Source organism: Methylotenera oryzisoli (assembly GCF_004661485.1).
Classification (GTDB): Bacteria; Pseudomonadota; Gammaproteobacteria; order Burkholderiales; family Methylophilaceae; genus Methylotenera; species Methylotenera oryzisoli.
In genome coordinates, this window is record NZ_PQVH01000005.1 from 214,559 (window position 1) to 230,229 (window position 15,671).

Sequence of the window (15,671 nt, forward strand, 5' to 3'; positions counted from 1 at the left end):
TGCACGAAGCGCAGCGCATACACCAAGTGTAGCGCACGATTTTTAAGAACACGATGATATAGTCTTAGGAAGTTTATGTTAAATACCATTAATCAAGATGAATTCAATGCCTTGGCAGCACAGGGCTACAACCGCATTCCCCTCGTACTCGAAACTTTTGCTGATCTCGATACCCCGCTTTCACTTTATTTAAAACTCGCCAATCAGCCTTTTTCATACTTGCTGGAGTCTGTGCAGGGCGGTGAACGGTTTGGTCGTTATTCCATTATTGGTTTGCCTGCAAAAATACGCATTGTGGCGCATGGCAAAAATATTCAGGTATTAGATGGCGACACAGTGGTGGAGAGTGTTGAGAATACCAACCCGCTGGATTTTGTGAAAAGCTTCCAAGCGCGTTTTAAAACGCCACCATATGAAGGCTTACCTAGATTTACCGGCGGATTGGCTGGTTATTTTGGCTACGAAACTGTGCGTTATATAGAAAAACGCCTGGCAAACAATGTAAAACCAGACGCGATTAAGACCCCCGATGTGCTGTTAATGGTGTCTGAGCAACTGGCGGTGGTGGATAACTTAAGCGGTAAGCTTTATTTTATTGTTTACGCAGATGCTGCGGCATCTGGTGCGTACGAGCAGGCTAAGCAGCGCTTAAATGACTTGGTGCAAAAATTAAGAAACACGGTCACGATTCCAAAATCTATCGCTATGGATAAAACCACGGCAAGTTCAGAGTTTGGTGAAGATAACTTTAAAGCGGCAGTTAAGCGTGCACAGCAGTACATTTTAGACGGCGACATTATGCAGGTGGTGTTGTCACAGCGTATGTCACAGCAGTTCTCTGCGCCGCCATTGTCGCTTTACCGTGCATTGCGCAGTCTGAATCCATCCCCGTATATGTTCTATTACGACATGGGTGACCATCACGTGGTGGGCGCTTCTCCGGAGATTCTAGTGCGTCTTGAGAACGGCACTGTGACTGCGCGCCCAATCGCCGGCACAAGGCCGCGCGGCAAGACCCGTGAGCAGGATATTGCATTAGCGGAAGAGTTGCTTGCAGACCCGAAAGAGCGTGCAGAGCACGTACAGTTAATGGATTTAGGGCGTAATGATGTAGGCCGCGTTGCAGTGACTGGTTCGGTGAAAGTGACCGATAATATGATGATAGAGCGTTACTCTCACGTCATGCACATTGTGAGTAATGTGGAGGGCAAGCTCAAGCCGGGAATGGATGCGATTGATGTAATTAAGGCCACGTTCCCTGCCGGTACCGTGAGCGGTGCACCTAAAGTGCGTGCGATGGAAATCATCGATGAATTAGAGCCTAGCAAGCGCGGCATTTATGCGGGTGCTGTCGGTTATTTAGGGTTTAATGGCGATATGGACGTGGCAATCGCGATTAGAACCGGTGTGATTAAAAACAATATGCTCTATGTGCAGGCTGGTGCCGGCATCGTGGCAGACTCTGTCCCTGAAAGCGAATGGATGGAGACGCAGAACAAGGCTCGGGCAGTTTTACGTGCTGCCGAGTTGGTGCAAGATGGACTTGATATCAGCTAAGCGCACGTGATGCAAAACGCTATTGCTCAATATCGTTTTTTGACTTTCAAAGGAAAGTTAATTACTTTTATAGCAGTAGCGTTTGCTTATTTTGTCACTGCTAAACTTGGGCTGATGGTGCCTTATAAAGAGTCTGTGGCGACTCTGATTTGGCTTCCTACCGGGATTGCTATCGGTTCCATCATGCGGTGGGGGCGTGTCAGCATTCCTGCTGTCTTTATCGCATCATTGCTTGTTGAGTTAACTGTTTTACCCTTCACTACCAGCGTTTTGATTGCAATTACCAATACGCTGGGTCCTGTGCTCGCCGCATACCTCCTGCCAAAACTTCGTTTTAATCATCATCTATATAAGCAAAAAGATATCTTTCTGATGATTATCGTCGCCTTGATCGGCATGTCGGTATGCGCCACGGGTGGAGCGTTTAGCTTATATATTACCGGGCTTGCCCCAGCTGATAAGTTATCCAGTATCTGGTTCATTTGGTGGCTAGGTGATAGCCTCGGTGTGCTACTCGCATTGCCTTTGGTGCTCAATCTAGGTAGGAGGGGCACATTTAGTTGTAACAACAAGTGCTATCAGTTGCTGGCGTGGATCATTTTATTTGTTTGCGTTGAGCTCATCATTGTGAGTGCGGTGCCGGACCTAAATAAGCAGTTTATTTTATCCATGTTCGTGATTTTACCCATGTTGATATGGGCTTCAATGAGCTTTGGTTTGGTTGGTGGTTCGTTTTTTGTGATTATTTTATCCAGCATAGCCGTCTGGGTAACCTCACAGGGCAGCGGCAATTTTTACAGCCATGATCTAAGTGAGGGCGTGTTTTCACTTTGGACGTTTATGGTGGCACTGGTGGTGACCATGCTATTAATTTCCGCTTTGCAGTCTGAGCGCAATTTAGCGCATATGACCATACAAAAAAATGATAAAAAATTACGCGCAGTCATTGATGGGGCATTTGACGCGATTGTTACCATAGATTCTGCTGGCTTATTAGTTGAGTTTAATCCGGCAGCTGAGCGTATTTTTGGATATAAAAAAGAAGATGTGCTTGGCAAGTCAATGTCTGAGCTGATTATTCCCGCACGCTACCGTGCTGCTCACCATGCAGGACATCAGCAATATAAGTTGTCAGGTGTGACGCATATTTTTAATCAGCGTATTGAGTTGGTAGGGATGCGGGCAGATGGTAGTGAGTTTCCTATCGAATTAACGCTGACTGCTTTAAAAGATGCCAATTTGTCGTTAGTTACCGGCTTTGTGCGTGATATATCCGAGCAAAAAAGAGCAAGGCAGGAAATCGAGAATTTTGCTTATTATGATGCGTTAACTAGTTTACCCAATAGGCGTTTGCTCGCAGATCGCTATCAGCATGCTATGTCGATTGCCCAGCGCGCTAAGACTTACTGCGCCTTATTGTTTATTGATTTAGATAAATTTAAAGTACTTAATGATACCAAGGGACATGATGTAGGTGACCAGCTACTGATTGAGGTGGCGCATCGCATTCAACATACGGTGCGCTCTGGTGACACCGTTGCCAGACTTAGTGGTGATGAGTTCGTGGTGATATTAGAAAGCCTGGACCAGAATGCCAGCATTGCCTATCAGCAGGTAAGCGAGATTGCACAAAAGCTGTTGGCTGAGTTGAATAAAAGTTACTACCTAAGCTTATTTGAATTTTCCACCTCTGCCAGTATCGGCGTCACTTTATTTAATGACAATGCACTTACTTTTGAAGATCATCTAAGGCATGCAGATACCGCGATGTACCTATCAAAGGACAGCGGTGGCAATACTTATCGTTTTTATGATCAGTTGACGCAAGAGAGCATAGAAAAAAACTTTGCATTAGAGTCGGCGCTGAACCTAGCGTTGGTGAATCAAGAGTTGTATCTCAATTACCAGCCTATCGTTAATGTGGCTAAACAAGTGGTGGCAGCCGAGGTGCTACTAAGATGGAGTCATCCGACATTAGGCGAGATTAGTCCGGTTGAGTTTATACCGATTGCTGAAAAAACAAATCTCATTATTAAAATTGGGCATTGGGTGCTTGAGCAGGCATGTCAGCAACTGAAAACATGGGAGGCTAACCCTGCCCTCAGCCAAATCAAGCTTTCGGTCAATATTAGTGCTAAGCAATTTTTATACATCAACTTTGTAAAAGAGCTGCGAGAGATACTGGCTAAAACAGCGATTAACCCTGGCTTGCTAAAGCTGGAACTGACTGAAACAGCGGTCATTGATAATATGGATGATGTGATCAATAAGATTAGCATTCTGAGGCAAATGGGTGTGCGTATCGCGTTGGATGATTTTGGGATTGGCCACTCATCATTGGTTTATCTGAAAAAACTGCCAGTGACACAAATTAAAATTGACCAGTCATTTGTGCACGATGTGCTAACCGACTCGAACGATGCTGCCATTATTCAGATGGTGCTTGCGGTTGGCAAGACCATTCATTGTGACATTGTGGCGGAAGGTGTGGAGCAGGTCGAACAGTTTGACCTGCTTAGGGACTTTGGCTGCGATTATTTCCAAGGGTATTATTTTAGCCGGCCTGTAGTTGTAGCAAATTTTGAAGAGTTCGTTATTAATGGCTAGGGTGGATAATAATTTCGTAATAATTAGAGTGGTGGAGATAGGATATACTGCCCGATGTTTTTGAACTACTATCTTTGTTTGGGCTTTGCTCAGGGGTGTTTGATCTGAAATTTAAACTTAATGCGTTCGTGGAATTTTTCTTACGCAGATTGGTCAATTGAGCATTCTATCTATTTTAAAGCAGCCCGAGACTCCCCTGACGTTCTGACTAAAAATAACTATAGCGAATAATGATGTTTAAAAAAGTTGCTTACATTCTGGCGCTCGGTTTTTTGAGCAATCTGCCCGTTGCCTATGCCGAAGCTGATTTGGCACATTTAACTCTGGAGGAAGCTCAACATTTATTTCATGAAAATAATAAAGAGCTAATTTCCGCCAAGCGCATGGTGCAAGGCGCAGAAGCCGACGCAATCACGGCCTCACAAAAGCCAAATCCAAACTTATCACTCGGCGTTGCAAGCTTTAACCTTAATCGCTCAGCAGCCAATAAAAACCCCAATGGCAGCAACAGCCTGCCGGATCAAACCCTCAACTCAACCGTGCAGATTAGCCAATTAATCGAGCGCGGTGATAAGCGTGAGCTACGCATGGCATCAGCCAAAAATGCGATCAAAGCCTCCAATTACGACTTAAAAGACGCAGAGCGTCAATTACTGTTGAATTTTAATGATGCTTATTACGACTTACTATTGGCACAAGAAGCCGAAAAAATTCTGGCTGGTAATAGTGCCGCTTACGAAAAAACCATTCAGGCAGCCGAACTAAGACTAAAAGTGGGTGACATTGCCGCTAGCGACGTTGCCAGAATGCGCGTGGATTTGTTAAAAATACAAAATGACATGCGTCAGGCCAAGGCAAACCGTGAAAAGGCGCAAGCGAATCTTGCCTACATGATGGGGCAAGAGAACGAGGCGGCTCGTTTGTATGCTCAAGATGGCTGGCCTAAAATTAGCCAGACTATCAGCACGCTGCAAGATGTAGATGCACGGCCCGATGTATTAGCAGCAGAGGCACGCACCAAGCAAGCCGAAGAGAATCAACGTCTCGCCAATGCGTTAAAAACGCGCGATGTGAATATTGCGCTGCAATACCAACGCTTTCCCGGGCAAATGCCAGGTGCTGACACCAATACCATTGGCGCCGCGATTACCATTCCATTATTTACTAACTACGAATACCAAGGTGAAATCAGCCGTGCTGAAGTTGATTTGACTTCGGCGTTGGAGGCAAAACAGCAGGCACGTGCATCAGCGGTGAGTGAAATCTCGCGTGCACGCGCCGATTTAAATGCAGCTATCGAAAAAGTAAATCGCTTTGACACACAAATCTTGACCGAGGCACAAAAAGCGGCAGACGCCGCTGAGTTTGCTTATAGTCATGGCGCTACGGGTATTACTGATTTACTCGATGCGCGCCGTGTAGTGCGTTCAATACAATTAGATGCTGCCACCTCCCACGCGGATTATGCAAAAGCCCTAGCGGCATGGCAAGCAGCAACAAGAATAGAAGATAATTAAAATTAAGTATTAATAAGGGAAGCACATGAAGCACGGACTCAGCTCTTTACTCACTATTCTACTGGTTGGAGCCTCCTTCACGCTGCCGACATCTGCTATGGCCGGCCCTAAGCCTTCCCCGGCCCAGCACGCCAAGCCAGACAATGAAGTCATCCTGAAAGAAAACTCCGCTCAGGAGGCTAATCTGAAAATTGAGCCTGTTGCTGAGGTGGTTGCCTCCACTACCGAGCCTCTTAATGGAAAGATTGGTTTTGATGAAAACTACACCTCACGCATCAGCTCTCCAGTACTAGGCCGTGCTATCAAAATACATGCGCAGTTAGGTGACCGCGTAAAGGCCGGCCAGGCGCTTTTAACTATCGACTCACCTGACATGGGCTCTGCAGTTGCTGACTACCGTAAAGCCAGTGCGGATTTAGACCTAAAAAGAAAGGCCTTGGAGCGTAGTAAAGTGCTTGTGGATGGCGGCGTAGTTGCACACAAAGAGCTGGAGTCTGCGCAGGCGGATATGGCGCAATCACAAGCTGAGGCAGAGCGTACAAAATCACGCTTACATAATCTGGGCATTAATCACGCAACTTTTGGCAATGAGAGCTTTACCTTGAAAGCGCCGATGGCGGGTATGATTGTTGACCGCCAGATTAACATCGGCAACGAAGTCCGTCCCGATGCAGCAAACCCACTATTTATTATTACCAATCCAGATCACCTGTGGGCAATCATTGATCTGCCTGAGCGCGATCTTAGCAAAGTGAGTCTTGGTCAAACCTTAAGCATCAAGGTGGATGCTTATCCGGATGAAGAGTTTCAGGGCAAGGTGCAGTCAATTGGTACTATGCTGGACCCAGTCAGCCGCCGCGTTCAAGTGCGCTGCTCGGTGGAGAGTAAGGGCAAGCTGCGCCCCGAAATGTATGCACGCGTGACCCCGCTCAGCATGTCGCAGCAAAAAGTGATTCGCATCCCTAATAGCGCGTTGATTACTGAGGGTTTGTATAGCTATGTATTCGTTGAAACCAGTCATGGGCATATTCAAAAACGCCGCGTCACGCTAGATTTGCAAGGGCGTGACTACGCCACCATTAAAGACGGCCTCAAAGCAGGTGAGCGTGTGGTGACCAAAGGCGCTATTTTGATTAACTCAGAGCTGGCAGCGGGTAAATAATGCTAGAAAAACTGATTACCTTTTCGCTGCAACAACGTACCTTCGTACTGATTGCAACATTTGTTCTTGTGGTCGCGGGGATCGTCTCAGTGCAGAATCTGCCGATAGAGGCTTTCCCTGATGTTGAGGATGTTCACGTAGGTATCGTCACGCAAGTGCCGGGCCTAGCACCGGAAGAGGTCGAGCGTGTTGTGACGCTAGCGATTGAACACGGCATGAGCGGCGTGCCGAATCTAGCGCAGATGCGCTCAGTTTCAATTACTGGTTTATCTGTAGTGACACTGACTTTTTCTGAAAAGACAGATGACTACTTTGCCCGCCAGCAAGTGTTGGAAAAGTTGCAAGCGGTCAATCTGCCGCCAGAGTACCAGCCCACGCTGGCACCGCTCACAACCGCTGTGGGTGAAATTTATCGCTTCTTGGTTGATGCGCCGAAAGATATGCCTCAGCGCGAGGTGCGTGCAATTCAAGATTGGCAGATTATTCCAGTGCTAAGAACAGTACCTGGTGTAGCTGACATTACTAGTTTTGGCGGTGCAGTTAAAGAATACCAAGTCAAGCTAGACCCATACCTGCTCAAGAAGTACAACATCAGCATCGATCAGGTTAATCAAGCACTCAATAATGGTAGCAGTAATGTAGGCGGTGGCCTGATGCACCGCGGCGATGAGTCGCTGGTTGTGCGTTCATTGGGCTTGTACCGTTCGCTGGATGATATTGCCGACACCGTTATTTTGTCGAGTGCGGGCAAACCCATTCTAGTCAAAGATGTAGGCGAGGTTGTTATTGGTAACCGCTTCCGCTCAGGCATTGTAGCTTTTAACAATCAAGATGATGTGATTGAAGGCATCGTGCTGATGAACAAAGGTCAGAACCCAGCGAAGGTGATTGAAGCCTTAAAAGCCAAGGTAGACGAGGTCAATCCCAAGCTGCCTGAAGGTGTCAAAATTAGACCTTTTTATGACCGTACTAGCCTGATTCATCACACAGTTCACACGGTGACTGAAAACATGATTGTTGGTGCGCTTCTTGTGGTGGCTATTCTTATCATCTTTTTACGTAACTGGCGCGCAGCACTGATTGTTGCGGCGGTTATCCCGTTATCACTGCTGTTTGCTTTTATCGTCATGGATATCCGCGGCGTTTCGGCAAACTTGATTTCACTGGGAGCGGTGGACTTCGGTATTATTATCGATAGTGCCGTGGTGCTAGTAGAGGCGCTCATGGTGAAGTTATCCCTCGCTAAAGTAGATGAGTTTCCACATCATGGTACGCATTCATGGCGTGTCACGACGCTTAAAAATACGGCCATTGAAATGGGGCGCCCTATCCTCTTTTCAAAAGTGATTATTATTTTGGCCTTTCTGCCGATTTTCACTTTCCAGCGTGTAGAAGGCAAAATCTTTTCACCCATGGCGTTTACTTTGAGTTTTGCTTTGCTGGGCTCAATTTTACTCACCCTCACGCTGGTGCCTGCACTGATGTCTTACCTAATGAAGCGCACGGACATGGCGGAGAAGCACAGCACATGGATGCACAATACCCAAGAGTGGTATCGCACTGTTTTGCTCAAGGTGGTTAAAATCCGCCTGCCTGTCATCTTGGCATCGGTGTCTTTATTAGTACTTTCTCTAGTGTTGTCACCACTACTAGGTTCAGAATTTTTGCCCAAGCTGGATGAGGGTAATATTTGGCTAACCATCAGCATGCCACCATCCACAGGCTTAGAAAAAACCAAAGAAATCGAACGCAACATTCGCAATGTTTTAACCAGCTATAAAGAAATTAATCTGGTGGTAAGCCACGTAGGACGGCCAGACGATGGCACCGATCCCAAAGGCCCCAATAATATTGAGATATTGGCTGATTTAAAGCCTAAAGATACTTGGCACTTTAGTAACAAAGAAGCACTGATTGCAGACATTTCCGCGAAAATACACCAAATTCCGGGTATTCCAACTAACTTCTCTCAAGTGATTCAAGATAGCGTGGAAGAGGCTTTGTCCGGGGTAAAAGGCGAGATTTCAGTCAAAATTTTCGGCTCGGATTTAGCAGTTCTGGAAGAAAAGTCGGATCAGGTTGCCACTGTGCTTAACTCAATTAAAGGCGCTACAGATGTGGCGGCTATCCGCATCTCAGGTAATTCGGAGCTTGATATCACCTTAGATCGCCAGAAACTTGCTCGTTACGGCATGAATGTGAATGACGTGAATGCTTCTGTGCAAACCGCATTGGGCGGCACGACGACAAACACCTTCTATGATGGCGACCGCCGCTTCGACGTTACGCTTAGGTTAGCAAGAGACTACCGCGACTCTTTAGATGATATTAATGAACTGCCAATCGCTTTACCTAACAATGCAGGCACTATCCCTTTGGGCGAGGTTGCAGATGTCACCATTAAGCAGGGTGCATCTAGAGTAGCGCGCGAGGGCGTTTCCCGGATAGTGGCTATTAAAGCCAATCTGATTGATCGCGACCAAGGTAGCTTTGTGAAAGAGGCCATGGCCAAGGTGAAGCAGCAAGTTAAGCTGCCGCCGGGCTATACCATGACATGGGGTGGCCAATTTGAGAATCAGCAACGGTCAATTAAACGTCTCAAGGTGATTGTGCCGTTATCATTAATGCTAATTTTTGTGGTGTTATTTGGCGCATTCCGTTCTGTACGTAATGCACTGCTGGTTTTACTGATGATACCCTTCAGCTTAATTGGCGGCTTTGCTGGGCTAGGTTTGGCAGGACTCCACCTTTCCATCTCGGCCGCGGTTGGCTTTATTGCATTAGCTGGGATATCAGTACAAAACGGCGTGATTATGCTGGAACAATTTAACCACCTGCTGTTAGAAGGACGCAGTGTCGCTGAGGCGGTGATGGAGGGTGCTGTGGTGCGTTTACGCCCGATTTTAATGACTGCGTTAATGGCTGGTTTGGGCTTGTTACCAGCGGCTCTTTCGCATGGGATAGGCTCTGAAACACAGCGTCCTTTCGCGGTTGTGATTGTTGGCGGACTTATCACGGCCACGATATTCACCTTGCTACTGCTGCCTTTATTGTTCCCGCTATTCTCTGGAGAGATCAAAAATAAAGAAGCCTCTAGCGAGTGACTGGCAATCAAGGCGGCATTCATTGAGGACAATATTTAACCCGACTATGTACATATTCGGCGCCCGCTTAGATGTGATTTAGCGATAGAAATCCTATGGCTAAATCACAAGATGGCATTTACTTTTCAGCTACCCAATGCCCCGATTTTCCGCCTTGTTTTTCGAGCAGTTTGATTTCAGAAATCGCCATACCGCGATCAGCCGCTTTACACATATCGTAAATCGTGAGTAAGCAAGCACTCACTGCGGTGAGGGCCTCCATTTCCACGCCTGTTTTTCCATAGGTTTCACTGGTGACGGTGCAGCTAATACTAGATTGCGTTTCGTTTATCTCAAAACTGACCGCAATGCGCGTGAGAAAAATGGGATGACATAGCGGGATAAGGTCTGAGGTTTTCTTTGCGGCTTGAATCGCTGCAATTCGGGCAATACCAAGCACATCCCCTTTTTTGCTGGTACCGCTTTGAATCAACGCCAAAGTTGCAGGCAGCATGCTGATAAGGCCTGTGGCAATGGCAATGCGGTGAGTTTCAGCTTTTTCGCCAATATCTACCATATGTGCTTGGCCATTTTGATCAAAGTGGGTAAGTGGGTTTGTCATCTTGAAAGTCTCGGTATCTAGGGTGTTACTGTGTTGAAATGCATAGGTTGATGGTGGATAATTTGCGCAAAATTATGAAACATTCAACGACAAACGTTATCATAGTAATGATGAAATTAACTTTACGTACCATTATATTATTAGTTGTATCTGTAGCGCATGTATATCCCGCAATCGCGAATGAGTTGCCAGATTTAGGCGATGTTTCAGCTACAGTACTCTCGCCCTTGCAAGAACAAGAAATCGCCGAGCAGATTATGCGTCAGGTGGCGGTGAGTGATGAAGTGTTGAATGACGTAGAAGTGTCTGACTACTTACAAGGCTTGGGCGGAAAATTAGTAGCGAATGGCCCCGATAAGCGTCAGAGCTTTAACTTTTTTGTGCTGCAGGACCCATCTATTAACGCATTTGCAATGCCTGGTGGCGTGATTGGTGTGCATACAGGTTTGATTTTAGCGGCAACCAGTGAATCTGAGCTTGCCAGTGTGCTCGGGCATGAAATTGGCCACGTAACGCAGCGACATTTGGCGCGTATGCTTGCTTCGCAAAAGTACGACACATTTAAAAACTTAGCGGGCATTGCGTTGGCGTTGCTTGTCGCGAGATCTAACCCACAGTTGGCGACCGGGGCGCTCACGGCATCTTCTGCGATAGGCGTACAGAATCAGCTTGATTACACGCGGGAGCATGAGCGTGAGGCTGACCGTATCGGTTTGCAGATTTTAGATTCAGGTGGTTTTGATGTGCGCGCCATGCCGGAGTTCTTTAAAACTTTGCAGCGTGGTTCACGCTTTGCCGAGGGAAGTGCGCCTAGCTTTTTGCGTACTCACCCATTAACCACTGAGCGTATCGCTGACGTGGCTAACCGCGTAGAACAAATGCACTACAAGCAAGTGGCAGATAGCGTGGAGTTTCAGTATGTAAAAGCCAAGCTGCGTGCGCTGCAGGGTGGCGATCAGGCTGCGATTGATTTATTTGAGCAGAATATCCGCGAGCAGCGCTATGCCAATGCTGCGGCAGAGCATTATGGTTTAGCCGTGGCTTTGTTGCGCAAAAGCGCATGGGCGCAAGCGGAAAAGGAATTGGCATGGCTTAAGAAGAACGCTACGCCACATCCTATGATAGAGAGCTTGGCTGCGCGTTTAGAAGTGGGTAGAGACAAACCCGCCGCAGCCGCAGAGAAATATGCATCAGCATTAAAGATTTTTCCGGACAGCCGCGCTTTGATTTATGGTTACGCAGAGCATTATCTCGCCACGAGGCAGGCAGACCAGGCTATCCAGTTGGTGAAAGCAAAACAGGGTTTATATCCGAATGATGCTTATTTGTATGACTTGCTAGCTAAGGCGTACACTATGCAGAATAAAGTGCTACTTAGCCATCAGGCGCAGAGTGAGGCCTATTACAGAAAGTATGACCTTGCGCGTGCTATCGAGCAGATGGATTTGGCTGCAAAAGCGAATGACGGCGATTTTTATCAGCAATCAATTGTTGAAGCACGCTTAAGGCAGCTCAGGCAAATGATGGGTGATGAGAAAAAGGCAAAACTGTAGGGGGCGATATGCAGCGCAGAAGTTTTTTGTTAGGAATGCTTACTTTGATTGCGTTAGCGCCGGTTAAGGTATGGGCTGCTTTATGGAATAAAACCGCGTTTGAAGCGGTGAAAATCAATGACGCAACGCGCTCTTTAAATATCAGTGCCGAGATCCCAACGCAAGATATCGTGATTATCGCGCCAGACCGCGCCGAGAATGGCGCTATTGTTCAGGTGGAAGTACACAGCAAAATCGAGAATACAGAGGCGATTGCGATTTTGGTGGAGCACAACCCCACACCGCTCATTGCCAATTTTATGTTCAGTAATGGCGCTGAGCCGTTTGTGATCACACGCATTAAAATGGCGGAAACCTCTGACCTTAAAATCATTGTGAAGTCAGGCACGCAATATTTCACACGCAGTAAAAATATCATCGTGTTAGAAAACGGCTGCGGTTAATGTTGATTGATATGATTCAACGTGGCCTAGCCGTTGTGTACTAAGGAATTTACATGGATAACAACATGAAAATGCGTGCCCAACTGAAGGGAGACTACACCGAAGTGAAGGTGTTGATGAGTCACCCGATGGAAACTGGGCGCAGAAAAGATGACCATGACCAATTAGTGCCTGCACATTTTGTACAGCTATTGACGGCTACCTTGAATGGAAAGCCGGTGATAGAAGCACAGTGGGGCACAGGTATTGCTAAAAACCCATATTTAACCTTTAGGTTAAAAGGCGCCAAGGTGGGGGATGTCGTTGAAGTGACGTGGCATGACAATCTTGGTGAAAGTGCCAGCCAAAGTATTGCAGTGACGCCGGCTTGAGTTAGCCACATATCTTGACTTGGTTCAGTTTATTTACAATCGACGTTATGCACATGCTTTCGCAGTCAACTTTGATAAATTTAACTTATCATAATCATTAAAATGATATATTGGATTTATTAAAATTAATCTCTATAATTCAAATCATGAATTTATAGTTCTATTAACCCATTTTTTAATCAATAGATAGGAAAAAACGATGTCATTAATCAATACACAAGTGCAACCGTTCAAAACAGAAGCTTTCCACAATGGTAAGTTTGTTGAAGTGAGCGATGTAAGCATGAAGGGTAAGTGGTCTGTGGTCATTTTTATGCCGGCTGCATTTACTTTTAACTGCCCAACCGAAGTTGAAGATGCTGCTGACAACTATGCTGAGTTCCAAAAAGCAGGTGCTGAAGTGTACATCGTAACAACCGACACACATTTCTCACACAAAGTATGGCACGAAACATCACCAGCAGTTGGTAAAGCAAAATTCCCATTAGTGGGTGATCCAACACACCAATTGACACGTGCATTTGATGTGCATATTGATGCAGAAGGCCTAGCATTACGCGGTACTTTCGTGATCAACCCAGAAGGCGTGATTAAAACTGTTGAAGTGCACAGCAACGAAATCGCACGTGATGTAAAAGAAACACTACGTAAATTGAAAGCTGCACAATTTACAGCAGCTAACCCAGGCCAAGTTTGCCCAGCTAAATGGCAAGAAGGTGCTCAAACAATCACTCCATCATTAGACTTAGTAGGTAAGATCTAATACTGGTTTAAGCAAGGTAATGCTGCGCTAACGAGCAAACATCTCTTAGCGCAGTGAAATAACAAGGGCATTATTCAAAAGATAATGCCTTTATTTTAAGTAAAGTTGGTTGCGTTAAATCGCAGCCAGATGAGAATTTGAAGAAGAGAGCAATCATGGCATTAGAAACCGGTATCAAAACCCAATTGCAAACCTATTTACAGATGTTGCGTGAGCCTATCGTATTGGCTGCATCATTAGATGAAACTGCAGCAGCACAAGAGATGCGTGAACTGCTGGAAGAAATCGCGAGCATGTCAGACAAAATTACGCTGACCATGGAAGATGATGCGCGTAAACCTTCATTCGCTGTAAAACGTGGTGCAACCCATACCGAGGCACATAAAGCGGTCGGCGTGCGTTTTGCTGGTATTCCTATGGGACATGAATTTACATCTTTAGTGTTGGCGCTACTTCATACTGGTGGTCACCCGATGAAGCTAGAGGCTGAAAAAATTGCACAAATCGCAGCAATTGAAGGCAGTTTCCACTTCGAGACTTATATTTCACTGAGCTGCCATAACTGCCCGGATGTGGTGCAGGCAATGAATATGATGGCGGTGATTAACCCCAATATTACCCATGTGATGATTGATGGTGCGCTATATCAGGATGAAGTAAAAGCCAGAGACATTATGTCCGTACCAACTACCTACTTAAATGGTGAAGTGTTTGGTGCTGGTCGTATGGAGTTAGATGAAATCTTGCCAAAAATTGACCTTGGTGCGGTAGCGCGTGAAGCGAAAAAACTAGAAGCACAAGCACCTTTCGATGTGTTGGTGGTAGGCGGTGGTCCAGCAGGTGCGTCAGCTGCTATCTACGCAGCGCGTAAAGGCATACGCACAGGCATCGTTGCGGAGCGCTTTGGTGGGCAAGTGATGGATACGCTTGGCATTGAGAACTTTATTTCTGTGAAAGAAACAGAAGGGCCGAAATTAGTGATGGCGCTGGAAGAGCACGTAAAAAGCTATGACGTGGAAATCATGAATTTACAGCGTGCAGTTGCTTTAACTGAGCCAGGTAAACATGGCAACAAAAACGATGATTTGATCGAGTTGAAGTTGGAAAGCGGCGCAACTTTAAGAAGTAAATCGGTGATTCTTGCCACTGGTGCGCGCTGGCGCGAGCTCAATGTGCCCGGTGAAAAAGAATATCGAGGCAAAGGCGTTGCATACTGCCCGCACTGCGACGGCCCGTTGTTTAAAGGTAAGCCGGTAGCTGTAGTCGGCGGCGGCAACTCAGGGGTGGAGGCCGCTATCGATTTAGCCAATTTTGTAGGTCACGTGACCTTGCTGCAATTTGATACTGAATTAAAAGCCGATGCTGTGTTACAGAAAAAGCTACGTACCTTAAGCAACGTCACCATTATTACTAGTGCGCAAACGACAGAAGTCACTGGCGATGGTAACAAAATGAATGGATTGACCTATAACGACCGTGTGACGGGTGAATCTAAGCATTTGGCACTGGATGGCGTGTTTGTACAGATTGGCTTGGTGCCTAATAGTGATTGGTTAAAAGGTAGTGTGAACCTAAGCAAGTACGGCGAAGTAGAAGTGAATCATCACAATGCAACCTCGCTGCCGGGCGTGTTTGCCGCTGGCGATGTGACGACTACACCTTACAAGCAAATTATTATTGCGATGGGCGAAGGTGCCAAAGCTTCACTAGGTGCCTTTGATTATTTGATTAGGCAGTAAAGTAAACTGGCAATAAAAAAGGCGGCTTCGGCCGCCTTTTTTTATTCGTGTTTGGTTTTACAGGTACTCATTCCGAGTAAACCGTAAGCTGGGCAGAAGTTAATCAGTCCGGTTGCTAGCGGTACTAGGCCAATCCAAGCCCAAGTCGGGCCGTTTGCGAATAATGCCCATGCAATGAGTGCCAGTCCTGCAACAATGCGTATGGTGCGGTCGATTCCGCCAATATTAGCTTTCATCATGCAACTCCTATGAGT

The 15,671-nt window shown here is 46.4% G+C and carries 12 protein-coding genes; 10 read left to right on the plus strand and 2 right to left on the minus strand.

The features are described 5' to 3' along the window. The first annotated feature begins 75 nt into the window (after nucleotides 1-75). The 5 genes from trpE (at nucleotide 76) to C3Y98_RS03295 (ending at nucleotide 9,947) form a co-directional block, all read left to right on the plus strand. Nucleotides 76-1,557 carry an anthranilate synthase component I gene (trpE, locus tag C3Y98_RS03275; protein WP_135276673.1) on the plus strand — a complete coding sequence of 494 codons (1,482 nt, stop codon included), beginning with the start codon at nucleotides 76-78 and terminating at the stop codon, nucleotides 1,555-1,557. Nucleotides 1,558-1,566: 9 nt separating this feature from the next. Further along, a complete protein-coding gene (locus C3Y98_RS03280) occupies nucleotides 1,567-4,164 on the plus strand; it encodes a bifunctional diguanylate cyclase/phosphodiesterase (protein WP_135276674.1) in 2,598 nt (865 codons plus the stop codon). A gap of 230 nt (nucleotides 4,165-4,394) precedes the next feature. Further along, complete coding sequence (locus tag C3Y98_RS03285) at nucleotides 4,395-5,681, plus strand: TolC family protein (RefSeq protein WP_245234304.1); 1,287 nt, start codon at nucleotides 4,395-4,397, stop codon at nucleotides 5,679-5,681. A 25-nt stretch (nucleotides 5,682-5,706) separates the two neighbouring features. Next, nucleotides 5,707-6,843 carry an efflux RND transporter periplasmic adaptor subunit gene (locus tag C3Y98_RS03290; protein WP_135276675.1) on the plus strand — a complete coding sequence of 379 codons (1,137 nt, stop codon included), beginning with the start codon at nucleotides 5,707-5,709 and terminating at the stop codon, nucleotides 6,841-6,843. After that, nucleotides 6,843-9,947: an efflux RND transporter permease subunit gene (locus tag C3Y98_RS03295; RefSeq protein ID WP_135276676.1), complete on the plus strand. Its 3,105-nt coding sequence runs from the start codon at nucleotides 6,843-6,845 to the stop codon at nucleotides 9,945-9,947. The genes C3Y98_RS03290 and C3Y98_RS03295 overlap by 1 nt, the downstream gene beginning before the upstream one ends. A 118-nt stretch (nucleotides 9,948-10,065) precedes the next feature. Here C3Y98_RS03295 and moaC read toward each other — a convergent pair whose 3' ends face one another. Then, nucleotides 10,066-10,548, minus strand: a complete 483-nt coding sequence (gene moaC / locus C3Y98_RS03300; RefSeq protein ID WP_135276677.1) for a cyclic pyranopterin monophosphate synthase MoaC — start codon at nucleotides 10,546-10,548, stop codon at nucleotides 10,066-10,068. A gap of 110 nt (nucleotides 10,549-10,658) precedes the next feature. Here moaC and C3Y98_RS03305 point away from each other — a divergent pair, with 110 nt between their 5' ends. The 5 genes from C3Y98_RS03305 (at nucleotide 10,659) to ahpF (ending at nucleotide 15,417) form a co-directional block, all read left to right on the plus strand. Next, entirely contained in the window at nucleotides 10,659-12,101 is a 1,443-nt protein-coding gene (locus C3Y98_RS03305; RefSeq protein ID WP_135276725.1) for a M48 family metalloprotease, read from the plus strand. Nucleotides 12,102-12,109: 8 nt separating this feature from the next. Continuing rightward, nucleotides 12,110-12,544 carry a thiosulfate oxidation carrier protein SoxY gene (locus C3Y98_RS03310; protein ID WP_135276678.1) on the plus strand — a complete coding sequence of 145 codons (435 nt, stop codon included), beginning with the start codon at nucleotides 12,110-12,112 and terminating at the stop codon, nucleotides 12,542-12,544. Nucleotides 12,545-12,597: 53 nt separating this feature from the next. After that, entirely contained in the window at nucleotides 12,598-12,915 is a 318-nt protein-coding gene (gene soxZ / locus C3Y98_RS03315) for a thiosulfate oxidation carrier complex protein SoxZ (RefSeq protein ID WP_135276679.1), read from the plus strand. A 199-nt stretch (nucleotides 12,916-13,114) separates the two neighbouring features. After that, complete coding sequence (gene ahpC / locus C3Y98_RS03320; RefSeq protein ID WP_135276680.1) at nucleotides 13,115-13,678, plus strand: alkyl hydroperoxide reductase subunit C; 564 nt, start codon at nucleotides 13,115-13,117, stop codon at nucleotides 13,676-13,678. Nucleotides 13,679-13,833: 155 nt separating this feature from the next. Continuing rightward, nucleotides 13,834-15,417, plus strand: a complete 1,584-nt coding sequence (gene ahpF / locus C3Y98_RS03325; RefSeq protein ID WP_135276681.1) for an alkyl hydroperoxide reductase subunit F — start codon at nucleotides 13,834-13,836, stop codon at nucleotides 15,415-15,417. A 41-nt stretch (nucleotides 15,418-15,458) separates the two neighbouring features. Here the strand turns inward: ahpF and C3Y98_RS03330 are convergent, their stop codons facing one another. Then, entirely contained in the window at nucleotides 15,459-15,656 is a 198-nt protein-coding gene (locus tag C3Y98_RS03330) for a YgaP family membrane protein (RefSeq protein WP_425339458.1), read from the minus strand. Nucleotides 15,657-15,671: the final 15 nt, after the last annotated feature.